This is a genomic window from Erysipelatoclostridium sp. DFI.2.3, assembly GCF_019132535.1.
Lineage (GTDB): Bacteria > Bacillota_I > Bacilli_A > Erysipelotrichales > Erysipelotrichaceae > Clostridium_AQ > Clostridium_AQ innocuum.
In genome coordinates this window covers 117,928-137,127 of record NZ_JAHOOJ010000006.1, presented here as the reverse complement: position 1 = coordinate 137,127, position 19,200 = coordinate 117,928, and the positions used below count along the sequence as shown (strand labels likewise).

Sequence of the window (19,200 nt, the reverse complement as noted above, 5' to 3'; positions counted from 1 at the left end):
TGCATCGTTTCTTCATGCAGTAGTGCCATCTTTCTTGTATCGTATATGAGCAGGACACGGAAAATTATAAAAAAGAACACGGTCATTGCGTGCATACAGCATGATTTTCATTTTTCTGCCAAAGAAATCGTATTATGAACATACAGGAGCTGTTATTTACAAATTTATTAAATAGCAGCTCTTTTTGTTGTGTTTTTCTTGTAAAATTACATGAAAAACAGAAAATATAACAAAGAATTTACATAATTTATGAAATGTTAAGGGTTCGTAAAGAGGACGTTAACACTTAATGAAAGCTATTGTAATCTTTTTTCACTTTTCTATAATGGACACAAGCGAGCAAAATATCGCGATGAGGAGAGTAACGTATGCTGACACTGAATAATCTGAAGAAATCGTATGATCAGACATCGATTCTCAACGGAATCAGTCTATCGATAGAAACCGGGGAAATCGTTTCCATTCTGGGACCGAGCGGAAGCGGAAAAACAACCCTGCTGAATTGTATACTGGGCATTACAGAAATTGACAGCGGGAGTGTGGTATTCAACGGACAGGATGTCACCGGAGTATCCATGGAGGAGCGCGGCTTCAATATCGTATTTCAGGACTATGCCCTGTTTCCGAATCTGAACGCCTATGAAAATATCACCTATGGTCTGAAGAATAAGCCCGGTATTTCCACACAGCAGGAGGTGAATGAGCTGATTGAGCTACTGGGGCTTTCTCAGCATCTGGATAAGCACATCGACCAGCTGTCCGGTGGTCAGAAGCAGCGCGTGGCACTGGCCAGAACCATGGTCATGAAACCAAAAATTCTTTTGCTCGATGAACCGCTAAGTGCGCTGGATGGTGTTATCAAGGAAAGCATCAAGGAGAAGATCAAAACGATCGCCAAGGAATTTCACCTGACAACAATCATTGTCACACATGATCCGGAGGAGGCGCTGACCTTGTCCGACCGCGTGCTGATCATGAAGGATGGCAGCATTTCGCAGTATGCGAAGCCGAAGGATATCATCGAGCATCCGCAAAACAGCTTCGTGAAGGAATTCATCCTGAACCAGCTGGAAATCAAACGCAATAATATCTTTACGTTGTTTGGAGAAACCTATGCATAAAAAGCAGCTGGAGCTAAAGGGAATCTATGTGGTTCTGGCGGCTTTGTTTCTCGTATTTCTCTTTATGCCGGTCGCCATGCTGCTGTATAAATCCTTTGAAAGCGGAACCTCACTGACACTGCAGCATTACCGTGATTTGATCTTCAGCGGCAAGTTTGTGAACGCCTTTGGCAACAGCTTTACGGTATCCGGTATCAGTGCCCTGGTGACAACGCTGCTTGCCTTTCTAATGGCCTACACCATCAATTATACAAATGTATCCCAGCGGCTGAAAAAGGGAATCCGCAGTATTGCCACTCTGCCGATGCTCTTGCCTACGATCACCTATGGCTTTGCCATTATATATACATTTGGAAAGCAGGGACTGCTGAGTAAGCTGCTGCATGTGCAGCTGTTTGATATATATGGCTTCAACGGTCTTCTGATCGGTTATGTGATCTATACGCTGCCGATTGCCTTTTTGCTTGTGAACAATACGATGAAATTCATTGATAAGAAATTTATCATCGTTTCAAAAATCATGGGGGATTCCGGAGGGAAGCGCTTCTGGATGACCGCCCTGTCACCGATGATTCCAACCCTTGCGGCAGCCTTTCTTCAGGCATTCTTTCTGAGCTTTACCGACTTTGGTATCCCGGCGGCCGTTGGTGGCGAGTTTGCGGTTGTCGCAACCACGCTGTACAATGAAATGCTCGGCTCCATCCCGAACTTTAGCAACGGTGCGGTTGTCGCCATGATGATGCTGCTTCCTTCCATCATCAGTATCGTTCTTCTGAATTATCTGGAGCGCTATAATGTTCGCTACAATAAAATCAGCAGAATTGAGCTGCCGGAAAACAAGGGGCGTGATTTGTGGTGCGGCCTTGGCTCAGGTCTTATCCTATGCAGTATTCTGCTTGTATTTACGGTTATCATCCTGCTGCCGTTTGTAAAGGAATGGCCGTATGATATCAGCTTTTCCCTGCAGCATTTCACAGATACGCTGGCAAGCGCCAATTTACTGTCGGTTTACCGCAATTCACTGATTGTATCCCTGGGCACAGCGGCTTGTGGTACCATGGTTGCGTATGGCTCTGCTCTTGTGACCACACGCAGCACGCTTCCTGTACTGTGCAGAAAAAGTACTGATGCCATCAGCAGTATAGCTAATACCATACCGGGAATGGTCATCGGTATTGCCTTCCTGTTCGCATTTAGCGGCACACCGCTGCAGAGCACCTTCTGGATCATTATTCTCTGTAATATGATTCATTTCTTCTCCACACCGTATGTGATGGCGAAGAACACACTGGGAAAGCTGAATACCTCCTATGAAACAACGGCAATGCTGATGGGGGACAGCTGGTTCAAAACAATTCGACGAGTGGTCGTTCCCAATTCCAAAAGCACGATACTGGAGATGTTCAGCTATTATTTTATCAATTCCATGGTGACGATTTCTGCCCTGATTTTCATTGTCGGCGCAAAAACAGCAGTGCTGACAACCAAGATCAAGGAGCTGCAGCATTTTGCGAAATTTGATCAGATTTTCGTTCTGTCTCTACTGATTCTTCTGACCAATCTGCTGGTAAAGGGAATCATTCTCTTCGTTACACAGAAGAAGGAGGAGAAGAAAGCAAGAAGTGTCCGTGTGAAGAAATATGCACTTGGCATTCTTGCCGGCGGTGTTGTGCTGTTTACCTTCGTATTCGGACAGGGAAAGGAGCCTGTAGTAATTTACTCCAATGCGGATGAGGAAGCACTGGTAGCGATACAGCATGCACTGGATGAAAACGGCTTTCAGGATCAATATGTTCTGCAATCGTTTGGAACAAGCGAGCTTGGTGGAAAAATCATGGCGGAGGGTAAGAATCTGGAAGCGGATATCATTACGATGAGCTCCTATTATATTGACAGTGCCCAACAAAAAAATGACATGTTTGATAAGCTGACCTTCCCGACGCCGACACTGAAAACCTATTCCGATTACGATACTCCGCTGACGGCATTGGAGGGAGCGATGATTGTGAATACGAGTGTACTGAAGGAAAAGCAGCTGCCGGTGCCGTCCTCTCTGAAGGAGCTTGCAAATCCGAAATATAAGGGACTGATCTCAATACCGGATATCAAGGCAAGCAGTACCGGCTGGCTGCTCGTACAGGCATTGCTGGATACCTATGGAGAAGAAGATGGGAAAGAAATTCTAACTGCAATCCTCGACAATGTCGGTCCGCATCTGGAATCCAGCGGCTCAGGTCCTTTGAAAAAGGTGCGCTCCGGGGAGGTCGGCATTGCCTTCGGACTGCGGCATCAGGCACTTGCGGATAAGGAAAAGGGGCTTCCCATCGACTGTATTGACCCGATTGAAGGCAATTATTCCCTTACGGAAAGCATTGCCGTTGTAAAAAAGGAAAATGTGAATAAGACGGCAATGGCAATGGCACGCTGCATTATGGAAAATGGGAGAAGAGATATTCTGTATACCTATCCAACTGCACTTTATGAAGGTGAACAGGTGGAGAAAAAATATGCAAGCAAATATCCGCGGGTATTTAAGAGAGCATTGAGTGTAGAGCTTTTAGAAGAGCATCAGGCGTTCTTTGAAGGCTGTAGAAAATAAGGAGAGAAGACAAATGAAAACATACAAGCTGTTAACACCGGGACCACTTACGACAACAGACAGTGTAAAGCAGGAAATGCTGTTTGATCACTGTACATGGGATGAGGATTATAAGCAGATTACGCAGCGAATCCGAAGAGAGCTGCTGCAGCTGGCACATGTCGATGAGACTGCATATACAACCGTACTGATGCAGGGCTCCGGAACCTTCGGGGTGGAAAGTGTGATTTCCAGCGTGATTCCTGACGATGGCTGTCTGCTGCTGCTCAGCAATGGGGCCTATGGGGAACGAATCGCCGCAATGTGTCGCTATCATCACATTAGCTGCGTTCATATTGCACAGGATTATGATAAAATACCGGATCGAATGAAAGCAGAGGAAGCACTGAAGCAGCACCCGGAAATTACGCATATTGCAATGATTCACAGCGAAACGACAACCGGCATTCTCAATGATATTCAATCCATTGGTGAGCTGGCTAAGACGTATCATAAGGTCTTTATCGTGGATGCGATGTCAAGCTTTGCCGGCGTGGATATTCCGATGCATGACTGGCATATTGATTTTCTGGTAAGCTCGGCCAATAAGTGTATTCAGGGTGTTCCGGGCTTCTCCTTTATCATCGCAAGAAGAGAGCTTTTGATCGCTTCCAGAGGCTGTGCCCGCAGTCTGTCCTTGGACCTGTACGATCAGTGGGCAGGCATGGAGAAGGATGGAAAATGGCGCTATACCTCTCCTACGCATGTTGTTCTGGCATTTGCCAAGGCAATGGAGGAGCTGCAAAAGGAAGGCGGTATTCCTGCAAGAAGTAAACGCTATGCACATAACCGTGATGTTTTGATTGAGGAATTCGGTAAGCTTGGCTTCCTTCCTTATGTGGAAAAGGCGGTACAGGGTCCAATCATCACAACCTTCCTGTATCCGGATACAGATTTTGATTTCGCACAGATGTATCGCTTTATCAAGGAGCGAGGCTATGCAATTTATCCGGGAAAGCTGACGGATAAGGATACCTTCCGCATTGGAACGATCGGTGAGATTTATGAGGAGGATATCCTGCGGCTGGCACAGATTATGAAAGAGTATATGGAAAGCAGAGGAAACTGATATGAAAATAGAGGGAATTATATTTGACTGGGCAGGAACGACGGTAGATTACGGCTGTTTTGCGCCGGTACAGGCATTTGCGGAGGTATTTCATGCGTTTGGCATGGAGGTTACGATGGAGGAAACGAGAAAGCCGATGGGGATGCTGAAGCGTGATCACATCAAGACCATGCTGGAAATGCCGAGAATTAAGAGATTGTGGAAAAGTGCACACGGCCGTGCAGTAACGGAAGCGGATATCGATGCAATGCATGATACCTTTACGGAAAAGCTGATGAGCATACTGGATCAGTTTGCCGATCCGAAGCCGTATGTCGTGGAAACGATCGCAAGGCTGCGGGCTATGGGACTGGCAATCGGTTCTACTACTGGGTATACAGATCAGATGATGGCGGTCGTAACGCGTGTCGCAAAGGAAAAGGGATATGCTCCGGATTTCTGGATTTCACCGAACAGCGTGGATAACTATGGAAGACCGTATCCGTATATGATTTTTGAGAACCTGAAGCAGCTGCATATCCGTGATGTACACGCAGCCGTTAAGGTAGGGGATACGATCTCCGATATTAAGGAAGGCGTTGCGGCAGGTGTTATCTCTGTCGGTATTCTGGAGGGAAGCTCTCTGATGGGGCTGATGCAAACGGAATACGAAGCACTCAGCACACAGGAAAAGGAAGCACTGTGTGCACGCCTGCGAAAGGAGTATATACAGGCAGGTGCCGATTATGTAGTGCAGGATATACGTGAATTGCCTGCATTGATCCAAGAGCTGAACGATAAATAGACCCGCTATGGCGGGTTTTTCTATAGAGTGTGTGAACATAAGACATACATTCTAATAAAATTGATGATATTTTCGATAACTAAAACGTAGAGCAGGAAAAGAAAAACAATAGAAATCGTTGAAAAGAAAGAGTAACTACTGAAAATTTAGATATACAAATGCTGTCAAATGAAGTTTTCAATAATACTTCTCCGGTAACTGGATGGATGCAGCGGAAGAAAAACCGTATTTGTTTGTCATGATGTCTCTGGCATGCTGAAATATGTGGTAATAGCTATCAGCAATTCGATTAGCAAATTCTATGTAGTCTCCTGTATGCAACTCATGTACTGCTAAGCGCAGTCCTTTATTAACTGTCTGCAATACCTGCTTTTTATGATCGTAATAAGCAATATAATGCCCCCATTCTGTGAGGCGAAAGGCCTCTTCCAGTATGCTTTTCAGGGGTTGTGCATCCGTATGGTATAAAATAGCTTCAAATATATCTATAATACAGATAGAATCCGGAAGATAGAGCTTTTCCTCTAAACTCTTCAGCTCCCTTTTCTTGAATTTTGCGGCAGCATTCACCGTTGCAGGGTGAATGATCAATGCCAGTAATTGCAAAGCATGCAAGTACCGCAATGCCTCCTCTGTTCGTCCCGGATTGGGAAGCATCTGCCTTACACGGGTATCATCCGGGTTTATAATCATTGTACCTTTTCCGTTTATCGTTCTGACAAAGCCTCGTTGTGAAAGCTCTGTCAGAGCTTTTCGTATTGTGGAAACAGAAACATTATAGATTGCAGCCAATTGCTTTTCACTGGGGAGAAAAGTGCCACGCGGATAATCACCGCGGACTATTTTGCGGTTCAGATCACTAACGATGCGAGTATAGAAATAATCCTTGCCACGCGTTGGTCTCCATGAAAAAGCAGCAGGGCTCTGCAGGGGATAAGTCTCCAATGTATCTGCCAGATGCTGCAGGGTTTCTTGAACAGCATATACAAATTTGTGAAGAAGATGAGTCAGCTGAGTATACATAACATGTGTATCCTTTTCTTTCAGGATACTGATAAGATTTGCTGTTATGGGGATGGAATCCTTTCGTAAGACTTTCAGAAAAAAGGTACTGTTTTCTGTGAAAAAGCTTAAATGAGAATGTAGTTCAAAGACAGAATAAAGGTTCCCCAGCAAGGGACTTCCTCCAATTGTCAGAATTTCTTTTAACAGATTTGATACAGGACGCCACCCTCCGGCGGAAATTCCCATACGGGAGACCTTCATAGCTTTTTTGTAATGATACAGAATTTCCAGATTACAGTGCTTTGCTGCAAAGCTTAACAAGGAGGGAAGTATCAAGGCAAATGTCTGATATAACTGTAGAATGTTATCACGACTTCGCAAAATGTCAATACCTTCATTCTCCTGCTGTATTACGGCTTCTCGCGGTAATACGATGGGAGCGATGCGAGGTTTTATCTCAATATATCCCTCCTTTTGCAGTGCTTCAAAGACGCGATTGATGGTATAACGGCTCACATTAAATTGATGACAGAGTATTCTTGAGGAGGGCATATAATCGCCGGGTGGTATTTGGTTTGTAAGGATGCGCTGCTTTACTTCATGATAGACAAATGAGAATTTCGTTTCTTGTGCTTCCATACCCATATCCTTTCCGGTTTTTTTCCATTATTATAGTATGCGACCTTCTGTTTGTCAGTATGCATATGCGAAGCTATTTGTTCACCTTACCAATTTTGTATAAAGCGTATGGGTATACCTTACCAATCGGGATGTTGTCAGGGTGTTCAACTAAAATTATAATAAAATCGTGAAATATACCTTGTTATGAAAGCGATGGATGCATGTGAATAAACAAAAAATTCTTATAGCAGATGATTCAGAAATAAACAGAGCTCTTCTGATTGAAATCCTTGAGAATCAGTATGACATTGTAGAAGCGGAAAATGGAGTGGAGGCGATAGCTCTTCTTTCTCGCTACAAAACGGAATTTTCACTCTTATTACTGGATATCATGATGCCGAAAATGGATGGTTTCGAAGTTTTGGCTTTTATAAAAAAAAGAAGCTGGAATGCCAGCCTTGCGGTTATTATGATCTCTGCGGACAATTCTCCTGCGAATATAAAACAGGCATATGACTTCGGGGCATTTGATTATATAAGCCGGCCATTTGACCCTGCGATTGTCCAGCATCGAATAGCGAATACAATGCTGTTATATGCACGGCAGCATTACCTCGAAGAAATAATCGCACAGCAATATCAAAGTCAAGAAAAAAATAATAAGCTGATGATTTCTATCCTATCCCACATTGTAGAATTTCGTAATGGTGAAAGCGGCTCGCATATCCGGCATGTTCATACGATAACAAGGCTTTTGTTGGAAACCCTTGTTCACCAAAGCACTCCGTATATGCTGACAGATACCGATATAGACATCATCAGCACAGCTTCAGTACTTCATGATATAGGGAAAATCGCGATACCCGATGCAATTTTAAATAAGCCGGAACAATTAACAGCTGAGGAGTTTCGGGTAATGAAGACGCATACAGAGATCGGTGCTGAAATGCTGATGGAATTACCAGCGGAACAGCGGGAATCCGAGCTTGTCAAGGTAGCCATTGAAATTTGCCGCTGGCACCATGAGCGATATGATGGAAGCGGCTATCCGGATGGGCTGAAGGGAGAAGAGATACCGATCGCAGCGCAGGTGGTAGCACTGGCAGATGTATATGATGCACTAACCAGTGAAAGGTGCTATAAAAAGGCATATTCACATACAAAGGCATTGCACATGATTGTAAATGGAGAATGCGGTGTGTTTAATCCAACGCTTATACAAGGTCTGATAGACATAAGTAATACACTTGCATCAAATCTCACCTATAATCAACCGGATTCCTATAATGTGCAGGGTGCTGTAAAAATATAATGCATGGAAATCCTGCAGTGGTGTTTTGGATTTCGTATGACCTCACTAGCACCTGGAAATTAGATGCAACGTATAGAACATAAGAAAGGATACTGGGATGAAACATAAAAATTTGAAACTCACATCATTCACCGCTCTGGGAGAGGATGTCATACAGGTGGAAAATGAATTGCGGGAATATGCAAAAAACGGAATACAGCTATCCATTCAGGGGATGGTCATTGATGCAGCTGTACTTTCTTCCTTTTATGAATATATTATAGATTTGAACCGCAAGAAGATGAAGGAAAGTCAGCATAGAGGCATCCAGAAGGCTTTGCAAAGAAAATTAGAGGGAAAAGGAAATTATGGACGGCCATCAATTGATTTGCCGAATGACTTTGAGGTACAAATAAGAAAACGTTTAGTTGACAGGGAGGCATTAAGTGAATACCAAAAAGAACTGAACATCAAGAGGTCTACCTTTTATCGGCATGCAAATCTTATCAAGCATGCAATCCTAATGGAGGAGGCGGAACAGAATATTCAAAAGAAATAATGGGAAGACATGTCGTATGTACTTAACAGAATAAGGTGACACCTTCTATTCCATCCTTTTATATCATCGATTGATTATGTTATTTGCCTTTAAATTGATCAGCGGATAGCGTGGAGACTTCAAGAAACATTATATTTTAGAAGTTGAGCAGATTATGGAAAGGCGATTTAGTTTAGAATTTGAAATTTTATATGAGTAACGAAGCTTATTATACTATTGGGTTTTTATTAGGTTTTAGAAAGTGAGTGATTGATCATGAGAGGTCTGAAGAAGATACGAGGGAGAAATCTTGTATGTGCAATCCTCTGTATGGGGATTATTGTTACAAATATAGCGGGGGTTCTGGCTGAGGAGTACAAGGAAGAGGACTCTTTTCTCTCTGAGGAGAAGATACCCGAGTCAAATGCAAACAAGCAACAAGCTGCGGATAAGCTGAACGAGACATCGCAAACGGAGGATGCATCAACTGAAGCACCAGAGCATAAAGCTGACAATGTGTTATCCGAGATGCCGAAAAAGACTTTGGCAAAAGAAAATCCGGGAATGCAGATTACGACGGCAGTAATTAAAGATGATGCAGGTACGGAACAATCCTTGTTAGAAGGAAATGGCCTCTTTACCATTGATTATACGAAGTCGGTAACACTGCATGTCAAGGTTCAAAGCACACTGAATTTAAAGAATAAAAGGGTGAAAATAAACGTTCCGGACGGTCTGATTGTCGTAGAGTATCCAAAACCAAATGCCATGACAGGCCTGGTAGCAAGTGTATCACCAGAAAATATCGAAGAGTTGAATAGTGATAACACCTATGGAAGCTATCGCCCTAAATCCGGTACGATTACCTATTCACTTCGTGATACAGCAGAATATAGCAGCTTCAATATCATTTTGGCACCGGATACCACACTTTGGAATAAGAAACTTGGCTCAACGATGAAAAATCCATTGGAAGTCAGCGTTTATTCCGTACAAGGGGATGAACAAAGAGAGTATCAGAAGGTTTCCGGAAAAGCTGTAATCACAGGTGACAAGCTTACTTCTGGCCCTGTTATGACCTCTTGGGATTCAAAGAGAATAGTTCCTGCAGCAGCAAATACACCTTTTAAAATGCAGCAGATTCGTTTTCGCCCGGACAGAACCCGCTACAGCATGGGGATGTTCTTTCAAAAACTGGAGGTTACTATCGCGCTGCCGTACAATAGTACAAAGGGCACCTATGCGGAGTATGTGCGGACAGATTTTGATACAAAGGAATATGGCGATAACTGGATGGATCCTGTTCATCACAAGGATGAGCAGAAATTTCAATTTAATGAGAAAATCGACAATATCAATCATACTGTTACTTTGATCTGGGAAAACATGTATATTCCCCGGGATGATTATTTCACGCCTTATTTTCGTTGGAAGGATGGAGAGCCTTGTGATGCTGGAGATAAAATTGAGTGGAGAAATTCGAATATTCAACTTATAAAGGCGGACGGAACAGGGACAGTTAATCGTACAGCTGTGGGTGGAACGATTACCTATGCAGACGGTCTTTATGAAACGACTGCGAATACTGTCAATATATTAAACAACGATTTTAATAAGGAAAATTTGGATCAATTCAAGGCCGGAAACGCGAGTGATATAAGGATGCAGGGAGCAAGCTCAGGCGCTGGTACCTCTGGGAAATCTGGTATTGTCAGCGTCTATGATTCAGCGCCGGATATGGTCTATTTCCTCGGGCAGTTTCTTGTGTCTAACCAAGGGACAATGGAGAGTGAACCACAGACTGTGGAATTTATTTATCAGGACTCGGATGAACTTGGAGTAATTGCGCAGCGAATTCCTGCTACCAGTGGGAATCAGATTGAGGTTTGGTATACGACGAACAAGACGTCAGAAACGAAATACTCCCATGCACTTACAAGTAGTAACGGTTTTGCTTTGTTCACTGCTGAAATGGCAGGGCTCAAGAAGGACGAGTATTTCACCAATATACGCGCAAATGTCGGTGTTTATGATGCTAACTATATGGGCTATGTCGAGTCTCGAACAGCAGATCCGTCTTCAGCTTGTGCAGGAACATTGGGAAAGCTTAAAAAAGCCATGGAACCTAAAAATATCCCATCGTTTGCGACTATGAAAATGTATGATACGCAAACCCGTGATGAAACTGTTCTTCCAGCTACCTTCGACGCAAAATTTGTTTCAGCCAATGAGAGCAATCAGGTGTCTCTTGCGCTGATAAATACAATAGAGAATGGCAAAAAAATTCCGGTATTGGATATACATTCCACGACTGCCGGAGAGACAGTTCAATTCAACGGTGTTATCGCCTCCACGGCGTATCCGTACTCAATTCATAGGCTGGTAATGGATACGGAAATCTATATCCGGTTACCAAAATCCATTAAGATAGAGAATTTGAAGCTAACCAGATTGGAAGGAAGTACGGCTGATCGCGTCCTGTTAGGGGATGGTACGCCAGAGACTGGAAAGGTAAAAAGCGCTCCATTGCAGGAAAAGACGGATTATACTATTCTTGATAGTGAATGCGCGAATGATTACAGAATGTACAAAATTTCATTTGAGAGTGGCAAGGCTCCGGTCGGCTGGTTTACGCAGAATCTGGGACAGTATCAGATTGGTCTGTCTTTCGATATGAAAATTGATAAGGTTGCGGATGCCATGGCCCTGGATATGCGGAACTGTGTGCGAATAAAAAGTGCATCTCTGGCATCTGATAATGCCGGTGGTACGCAGAGTGAATATATACAGTCAGATACCGATGATTGGGATGGCGATGCGGATACAACAGAGAAATTTTGTACCTTTAATAAAAATGCTGATGATACAAAGTTATCAATCGTAGCGGCGCGTCTTGGTCTGAGCTTTGGCTTTGGCGCAAAGCTGTCTGAGGGTGATTCTGCTGATATCAGCGATGAAGGATATGCCAATTATGAGATAGATAAGAAAATTGAGTTTTTAAAAGAAGATACTCATAGCATTGATTTTCGGTTTACTGCCAAAAACGAAACCGGCAGACCATTTGGTGAGGAAGACGCAAAAGCCTTTTATTATTATATTCCAGTACCCAAGAAGGGAGACAACTGGGATACCCATATTCAGGACAAGCCGTTTGAATTTAATATGAAAATGAGTGGACCTGCAACGATGATAGGAAGCTCTCAAAGTGATTTGCAGGTGCAGTATAGTACAACAGTTGATTCCAAAGCAACGATAGGTGATCCGCTCTATTATAATAATAAAGATAATTATGTAGATGCAGATAAAATATCGGATTGGTCTACAGTAAAAATGCTTCGTATCAGCGCGAAGGATACGGTCACAGAAATACCAAATAATGCAGAAATAAAAATCTATCTGCATTATGAAGCAGAAAAGGCAACATCAGCTTTGGTGGGTAGTGTTGTTAATTTCGGGCCTTGCGGGTATACGCCGTATACAGTAGGTAATGAAGAAAACGGTGGACATATGCCTTTGCCGCATATACAAGCGGAGTTCCAGACAGGAATCATTGAAGGAAAGATCTTTGTAGACAGGAATTTCAATGGCGTTTATGATGAGGATACGGACGAGCTGTACAAAGGTGATGTAAAGATAGAAGCGCCTCATCAGAATGCAGTGGGAAGTGACGATACAGAAAGTCATGAAACAACTGCGAAGAACGGAACTTTTAAATTTACCGGACGCCGAGCTGATACTTACCATGTGAAAATTACAAACCCCGGTAATACTGATATAAATAGCGCATATCCTTTGAAGTTCTCGTTGCCGGAAGATGGGATATTTAAAGAAGACGGCAACAACAATAGTGCTACCGGCACCATTGTTGTTAACTGTGACGAGGAAAATCTCAAAAAGAATACGAATTTATCAATTGGACTTCAAGCGCCTCACACGATTACTTTCAAAGCAGAAAATGCTACAATCAGTAAGGCAAGTATAAAGGTATGGCACAAAAATACGGTTGGAACGATTCCAACTGTTAAAGAAGCAGATGGCTGGCGTTTTGATGGTCAATGGTCTGATGCCGATAATAAAGTATATAGTACCGAGGAGCTCAAAGAATTGTCGATCGTGAAGGATAGGGTGTTTACCGCTCAGATAAACAAGCTTTACACCGTACGTTATGATGGTAATGGTGGCACTGGCGATGTGCCGGGATCCTCTGCGCACATTGCCAATGAATCTGTTTCAATAGCGGCAAAGCCGGACAATTTGAAAAGAGAAGGAGCAATCTTTGCCGGTTGGAGTAAGGAAAAAATATCCTCACCGTTATCAGCGGATGCTTCACAAGAGGTCATTAACAAAATTATTATTGATGATGAGCTTTCGATGCCGGAAAAGGACCTTACGCTTTATGCGGTATGGGCAATCGATGGAAATGGTAATGGAAATCCTGACTATAATGATGATGCTGTACACGTTCGATACCATGACGCTGCTTCTGATCGTAAAGATGTGATTTGTCCTCATTATCATGTAGCAGGTGAGAAAGTACAGCTATCCTCAACTGCTAAGGATATTGCTGGTAAGCAGATAGAGCATGATGAATTAGGGAGCACGGAGGGGATATCTGGACGCTTTACCTTTGAAAACGGGAATCATATTTTTGTGGGATGGAGTATTAAACCGACTCTTGATACGATTATTACAAATTCAAGGGAATATGAAACGCTGAAAGACAGCATACAGACAGAAGTAACGATGCTGGAAACGGATGCTGCAGATCCAGATGGAAATACCAATGTTTATGCCGTGTGGGCTGCTGATAGCAACAATAATGGAATAGCAGACTATCTGGAGGAACATCAGCTTGTATATGATGCCAATGTCATCGAAGGTAACGTTGAAAATATGCCTACCAATGACAACAAGATTTATTTGCCGGGTAATAAGGCTTCACTGAGCGAAACAGTGCCAAGTCACAGTGAGGTGAATGGCAAAAAGGTAGTATTCCTCGGCTGGACAACAACACAGAGTCCTCATATCTGCGAACGGAATCATACACCTATAAAAACAGTTAAAAAAATTACCTTTGGTAATGAAAACGTTACGGTTTATGCAGCCTGGGGCTATGATGAGAATGGCAACGGTACTGCTGATGTACTGGAGACATATTCTTTAAAGTATGATTTAAATGGTGGCAATGGAACTACACCGGCAGAGAAAAACGGCATCAAACACGGTGAGAGTATTGCTATAACAGATGAGAAGGGCTTTACACGTAATGCGAGAGAAATTTTTGTCGGCTGGAGTCGCCAGCCATACAGCGCAGCTTTTACTGCAGAACAAAAGGCCGACATAGAAAAAATATTGATTAGCGGAAACACTATCGTCATGGGTACTGAAAATGTAACACTTTATGCAGTTTGGGCAGAAGATCGCAATGGAAATAACCAGGCAGATTATACGGAGACACTCTCACAGCTGTTATATTCAGAAAATGCTCTTAACGATGGAATCGTTCAGAACATGCCGAAGGATATTAACAAATATTTGCCGAAAGAGAAGGCGATACTATCAAATGAAAAGCCAATGCATAGTAAGGTAGATGGAAAGGCTGTTGTTTTCATTGGCTGGACAACAAAGAAAAACAATAAAATCTATCAATGGAATGATTGTGAATTGGAAACAATCACGGAGATTTTATTTGGAAAAGAAAATATAACAGTTTATGCAGCCTGGGGATTCGATGAAGATGGTAATGGAACGGCCGATGCTCTGGAGGACTGGGGAGTCATTTCCTATGATTTGGCCGGTGGCATATCTCCGGATGGCATTGAGAAATATGATGAGGAAGTTATTAAAATTGGGAAAACGCATATGGTTAAGACAGCTCCGATGAAAGACGGGTATAAATTCATTGGTTGGAAGTATAAAGATAAAGTGTATCAACCAGGTGACAGCATAGAGGTGAAGGCTCAGACAGCTTCTATGAAGCTGATTGCCGAATGGAAAGGTGGTAATCTGACAATATCTAAGCTTGTAGATGGAACTAAGGGAGATACGAAAAAGGATTTCCATTTTCGAGTATACCTTCAGGATACAAAAATTAACGGATTGTTCGGTGATATAAGCTTCAAGAGTGGTGTGTCAGACGAATTTACTCTGAAGCATGGGGAACGTAAGTCTGCCATAAATCTTCCGTTAGGAACAGCGTATGAAGTCGTTGAGGTTGAAAGTAATCAGGATGGTTATATCACAACCTCAAAAGGTGCGAAAGGCAAGATTACAACGAATGCTTCTACAGTGGAGTTCCTTAATACGAAGAACAGTACGCCAACAGAGCCTGAGGTTAAAACCGGAAGTCTGATGATTTCCAATACAGTAGCCGGAAATGAAGAAGAACAGAAAAAGGACTTTACATTTACCGTGACTCTGAGTGATAAGAGAATTACGGGTGTTTATGGAGACATGAGATTTAAGCAGGGTGTAGCGAACATTGTTTTGAAGCATGAAGAGAGTATTGCTGCTAAAGGTCTTCCTTCCGGAATTCGCTATACAGTAGAGGATACCGATAACAACAAAGCCTACAAGGTGGAAAAATCGGGAGAAACTGGAATCATTAAGGAGGGAGAAATAGCTTTTGCCAAGTTTTTGTATTACAGAAAGGATAGTGTTGATATCGATGAGGGGGTAAAGGATAATGTAACTAGTCCTTCCTGGTATAATGAAAAGGAGAATGAATTGGAGTCTTCAGTGAATGTGAACACACCAGGGACAAAAGAAGTACCGGAAACCGGAGATAAATCTAACAGATCGCTTTGGGTGTTACTCTTAGTAGCTTCTGGTATAGTGATTTCTATTTTAACAGCCTCAAAAATAAGAAAAGGAACACACTGTAAATAAATAATGGCGAGCTTGATGCGTTAGCGTCTGCTCGCCGCTTTTATTCTGTAAATGGTTATTAGGGAGATACTGTAATCATGAAGTAGTCTTACTTAAAATGATATTAAGTGACTATTTGTATAAAGCTATACTTCATAATGCTTTCGAGTGTTTTCTAAAACATTCTGATTTGGACAGAATGTGAAGAAATCGCAAGTTGTTTCTTATGCTGTATAAGGAATAGAAAAAAACCCTGAACAACAGGGCTTCTATAATATTCTGGCGCACCCGACAGGGATCGAACCTGCAACCGTCAGAATCGGAATCTGATACTCTATCCAATTGAGCTACGGGCACATCATTTGCAGGGTTTATTATATCATAAAATTGAGGTAACGGCTACTTAAAATTTCTATTTTGATATCATTTTGACATCATCATAGGAATACTCACGATCTGTCTTAGCGGTGTTGAAAAGCTGCATTCTCATAATGTCATACTTTTTGTTTATAGCTTATGGTACTCCATAGTGAATAGATTTAGACAACTGAAGGAAAAGTGAAATCGATAAAGATGGTAAAGCATTGCAAAATTTTATGCAGGAAAAGACCATTTACCTGTTCTGCTTTGATTTTCAGGTATTTTGGAATGTCGCTTTTCATCAGCATGCTTAACAAAAAAATAATTGTTATATCCGTCACAATGTGATATAAACAGTAAAATCTATTATGATTATTTCTTATCAAATTTTAATTTCTCAATGAAATGATTGCTATACATATTCCAATACGTCTTATACACAAAATCCTCATTACCATCAAAATTGAGCTGATACATTCTGAATATTACAGGAAAATCCTTTGGCTGCCATTGTTCTTCATAGGAATAACGATAGGTCATCCCTACCCTTCGCATAACATTCCCACTTCTCGGGTTGTTTTTATCGTGCGTTGCCGTAATATAAGGCAAACCATCTGTTTTCACTTGTTCTATGACTGCTTTCCCTGCTTCTGTAACAATTCCCCTATGCCAAAACTCCTGCCGAAGTCCATAACCAAAGTCATGATGTTTTTCCATATCAACATTGACATAGCCTATAGGAAAATTATCTTCTTTTAAACAGATTGCATACGCATATGCCTGCGGCTGTACGTATTTCAAAGCATATCTTTCTTCATAAAATTTCCTTGTTTCCTCTAAATTTTTCAAAGGATACCATGGTAAGAATTTATTAACTTCCTCATCTTTCAAAATGAGGAAAAGAGCTTTCATATCCTTTTCTGTGAATCTTCGTAAAATCAAACGTTTTGTTACCAATGCAGGTGTATTCACGTTATCAACCTCCATAATTCCTTGTTTTAAGTTCAATAAACTGAAATTTGTAAATCAAACAATATTCTCACCCAGAATTATTTTGGGCATTGTGATCAAACACCTATTCCAACGCTTATAGAACTTTTCCAAACCCAGTTTTCCAACTCTTGCATGAACTTCTTCATTTTCCATCACCCAATACAAGACATATGTTACCTTACCTACATTTCTTGTAAGACGAACAGGTAATTCTCCCTCTTTAACTGCATTGAAATCTTTTTGTCTGTGAGTACGTTTTATATAATGTACATCAATAACACCATCTTGCTCCAAGTAAAATTCCGCCACTTCCCTCATCAGTTCTTCAATTTCATCTAACTTGGTCAGCTTTGCCTCATATATGCATACTTCATTAAACATAAAATACCTCCTCCAATCGTGATTTATCTTTATAGCCATTGAATAAAAACTAATTTATGCACTTCTATTTATCTTTTATACGATCATGAAATTGCTTTAAATCACGTTTGACTTCATCCGGAAGTTTATCATAATCGACATTATCAATTGCACCTTGCAGTGCATATAGATGAACTAAGCATACGTTTGGATACTGTTCTTTTAATTGAGAAAACACTTCTTTACTACCTAGTCTAATTAAATCTTCTGATGACCTGACACCGATTGAGAAAAGCTTTCTTTTCATTTCTTTTCCAATGTTTAACATATTATCTAAACTTTCCATATAATAACTCCTAACTTTGATTTACCTATGCATCCATTTTACCATAATAATGAACGTAAAAAATAAAATATATTGAAAAACATTTTGTCTCATCAAGCTTATCCTATATTTTAAAAGTATCAGCTTCAGAAGTATGCGAAGCATCACAGTTGGCAAGCTAACTCCGATTACAGCCATAATAGAAGCAGCTTCTGAATAAAACGCTGTCTAATCTTAACTATATGGAAGACAATTCAGCTTTTCTCGTGTACAATTAAGGAAAGAAGGAGTGCGAGCCTAAGCAATCGGCATGCAAATGTACAATAGAATGATGAAGAAAATCGGATGCTGTATACTGATGCTGCTATGCTGTGCATGCAGCGCTGAGCCTGACAGGGATGTCGAGGAATTTCAGAAGGACAAGGATACTGTAGCACAGCTGGATACAGCCTTAAAAAAACTGGAAGCCGCAGATAGCTTTCATTTGAAGCAGGAGAATGAAAAGGGTCAGCTTGTAGATCTTAGTATTCGTAAATCCAGCAGCACGGAGGATACTACAGCCAAGCCAAACGATGTATATGCCCCTTATGAATTCAGCGGCACCTATACGGATGAAAAGGGAGCTTCTTTCCATATCGAACAGACAAAGCAGTCAGGGCTTATGGCACAGGTGAACATAGCGGATACCGGTCTGCTGCCTCAGGGCTTCAACACCATACGCTGGGACAAACAGACCTTTGAACAAACCCTGGAGAATGCTGCACTTGAGGACTATGTGCGTATCTGCGAAACGGATGATGATCAATTGCATACCTGTAAGGTTGGCGAGCTTACGGTTATCTTCAAAACGGATGCAGATGGATATCTCATCTATCATAAAAGCAGCAGAGATCAAGTTATGCGAATATATACGAATATACATAAAGAAGAGGTACACTTCATGAATAAAATCTGATCTGTGTGTCATAAAGAAGCGCTATGATTACAGATCGGGCGAAGAGCCGTAAACATGCGGGAACAAAATCTATAGGTACAGAGAAGAAAGCAGATCGCACACATGCTGCCAGCATTTCTCTTTTTTGAAAATGAATGAGAACAGAGACTTCACTTGATTAAAAACGAAGTCTTTTTTTCATATTCCCGAAAACGCCTTGCTGTCGTATACGGCACACATATTTCGCTATACATTTCCTGCATGTCCGCTGTGAAAGAAAAAGGCTTTTCCTCA

Annotated in this window: 12 protein-coding genes and 1 tRNA gene; 8 read left to right on the top strand and 5 right to left on the bottom strand. The window is 41.8% G+C overall.

The genetic code is table 11. The features are described 5' to 3' along the window. The first annotated feature begins 368 nt into the window (after positions 1–368). The 4 genes from KSZ58_RS08100 to phnX are packed head-to-tail and all read left to right on the top strand — an operon-like array spanning position 369 to position 5,612. Entirely contained in the window at positions 369–1,121 is a 753-nt protein-coding gene (locus KSZ58_RS08100; RefSeq protein ID WP_008817021.1) for an ABC transporter ATP-binding protein, read from the top strand. Continuing rightward, a complete protein-coding gene (locus KSZ58_RS08095; protein ID WP_074748426.1) occupies positions 1,114–3,720 on the top strand; it encodes an ABC transporter permease subunit in 2,607 nt (868 codons plus the stop codon). The genes KSZ58_RS08100 and KSZ58_RS08095 overlap by 8 nt, the downstream gene beginning before the upstream one ends. A 13-nt stretch (positions 3,721–3,733) precedes the next feature. Continuing rightward, positions 3,734–4,828 (top strand): 2-aminoethylphosphonate--pyruvate transaminase, encoded by a 1,095-nt coding sequence (gene phnW, locus KSZ58_RS08090; protein ID WP_009269748.1) that lies wholly within the window; start codon positions 3,734–3,736, stop codon positions 4,826–4,828. Position 4,829: 1 nt separating this feature from the next. After that, on the top strand, positions 4,830–5,612 hold the full coding sequence (gene phnX, locus KSZ58_RS08085) for a phosphonoacetaldehyde hydrolase (RefSeq protein WP_008817018.1): 783 nt from the start codon (positions 4,830–4,832) through the stop codon (positions 5,610–5,612). A gap of 177 nt (positions 5,613–5,789) precedes the next feature. Here phnX and KSZ58_RS08080 read toward each other — a convergent pair whose 3' ends face one another. Then, a complete protein-coding gene (locus tag KSZ58_RS08080) occupies positions 5,790–7,256 on the bottom strand; it encodes a GntR family transcriptional regulator (protein ID WP_074748423.1) in 1,467 nt (488 codons plus the stop codon). Between the two features lie 205 nt (positions 7,257–7,461). On the opposite strand from KSZ58_RS08080, the gene KSZ58_RS08075 reads away from it, so the two are divergent. The 3 genes from KSZ58_RS08075 to KSZ58_RS08065 all read left to right on the top strand — a co-directional run bounded on the left by KSZ58_RS08075 (position 7,462) and on the right by KSZ58_RS08065 (position 15,955). Continuing rightward, positions 7,462–8,550 carry an HD domain-containing phosphohydrolase gene (locus KSZ58_RS08075; RefSeq protein WP_233104378.1) on the top strand — a complete coding sequence of 363 codons (1,089 nt, stop codon included), beginning with the start codon at positions 7,462–7,464 and terminating at the stop codon, positions 8,548–8,550. 97 nt (positions 8,551–8,647) lie between these two features. Next, on the top strand, positions 8,648–9,088 hold the full coding sequence (locus KSZ58_RS08070) for a hypothetical protein (RefSeq protein WP_009269747.1): 441 nt from the start codon (positions 8,648–8,650) through the stop codon (positions 9,086–9,088). A gap of 255 nt (positions 9,089–9,343) precedes the next feature. After that, on the top strand, positions 9,344–15,955 hold the full coding sequence (locus KSZ58_RS08065) for an InlB B-repeat-containing protein (RefSeq protein WP_217752654.1): 6,612 nt from the start codon (positions 9,344–9,346) through the stop codon (positions 15,953–15,955). Between the two features lie 259 nt (positions 15,956–16,214). Here KSZ58_RS08065 and KSZ58_RS08060 read toward each other — a convergent pair. The 4 genes from KSZ58_RS08060 to KSZ58_RS08045 form a co-directional block, all read right to left on the bottom strand. Beyond that, positions 16,215–16,291, bottom strand: a tRNA-Arg gene (locus tag KSZ58_RS08060). Positions 16,292–16,666: 375 nt separating this feature from the next. Continuing rightward, positions 16,667–17,281 carry a GNAT family N-acetyltransferase gene (locus KSZ58_RS08055; protein WP_154410992.1) on the bottom strand — a complete coding sequence of 205 codons (615 nt, stop codon included), beginning with the start codon at positions 17,279–17,281 and terminating at the stop codon, positions 16,667–16,669. A gap of 39 nt (positions 17,282–17,320) precedes the next feature. Beyond that, entirely contained in the window at positions 17,321–17,668 is a 348-nt protein-coding gene (locus KSZ58_RS08050) for a hypothetical protein (RefSeq protein ID WP_008817011.1), read from the bottom strand. Between the two features lie 64 nt (positions 17,669–17,732). Further along, positions 17,733–17,993, bottom strand: coding sequence for a TfoX/Sxy family DNA transformation protein (locus KSZ58_RS08045; protein ID WP_008817010.1), 261 nt, complete (start codon positions 17,991–17,993; stop codon positions 17,733–17,735). A gap of 295 nt (positions 17,994–18,288) precedes the next feature. Here KSZ58_RS08045 and KSZ58_RS08040 point away from each other — a divergent pair, with 295 nt between their 5' ends. After that, the gene (locus KSZ58_RS08040; protein WP_009587371.1) at positions 18,289–18,927 is read left to right on the top strand and encodes a hypothetical protein; all 639 of its coding nucleotides are present in this window, start codon (positions 18,289–18,291) and stop codon (positions 18,925–18,927) included. Positions 18,928–19,200 lie beyond the last annotated feature (273 nt).

Coding starts and splice junctions, on each gene's coding strand:
- KSZ58_RS08065 (WP_217752654.1), top strand. CDS start 9,344: ATGAGAGGTCTGAAGAAGATACGAGGGAGAAATCTTGTATGTGCAATC.
- KSZ58_RS08040 (WP_009587371.1), top strand. CDS start 18,289: ATGTACAATAGAATGATGAAGAAAATCGGATGCTGTATACTGATGCTG.
- KSZ58_RS08100 (WP_008817021.1), top strand. CDS start 369: ATGCTGACACTGAATAATCTGAAGAAATCGTATGATCAGACATCGATT.
- KSZ58_RS08055 (WP_154410992.1), bottom strand. CDS start 17,281: ATGGAGGTTGATAACGTGAATACACCTGCATTGGTAACAAAACGTTTG.
- phnW (WP_009269748.1), top strand. CDS start 3,734: ATGAAAACATACAAGCTGTTAACACCGGGACCACTTACGACAACAGAC.
- KSZ58_RS08070 (WP_009269747.1), top strand. CDS start 8,648: ATGAAACATAAAAATTTGAAACTCACATCATTCACCGCTCTGGGAGAG.
- KSZ58_RS08095 (WP_074748426.1), top strand. CDS start 1,114: ATGCATAAAAAGCAGCTGGAGCTAAAGGGAATCTATGTGGTTCTGGCG.
- KSZ58_RS08050 (WP_008817011.1), bottom strand. CDS start 17,668: ATGTTTAATGAAGTATGCATATATGAGGCAAAGCTGACCAAGTTAGAT.
- KSZ58_RS08080 (WP_074748423.1), bottom strand. CDS start 7,256: ATGGAAGCACAAGAAACGAAATTCTCATTTGTCTATCATGAAGTAAAG.
- phnX (WP_008817018.1), top strand. CDS start 4,830: ATGAAAATAGAGGGAATTATATTTGACTGGGCAGGAACGACGGTAGAT.
- KSZ58_RS08045 (WP_008817010.1), bottom strand. CDS start 17,993: ATGGAAAGTTTAGATAATATGTTAAACATTGGAAAAGAAATGAAAAGA.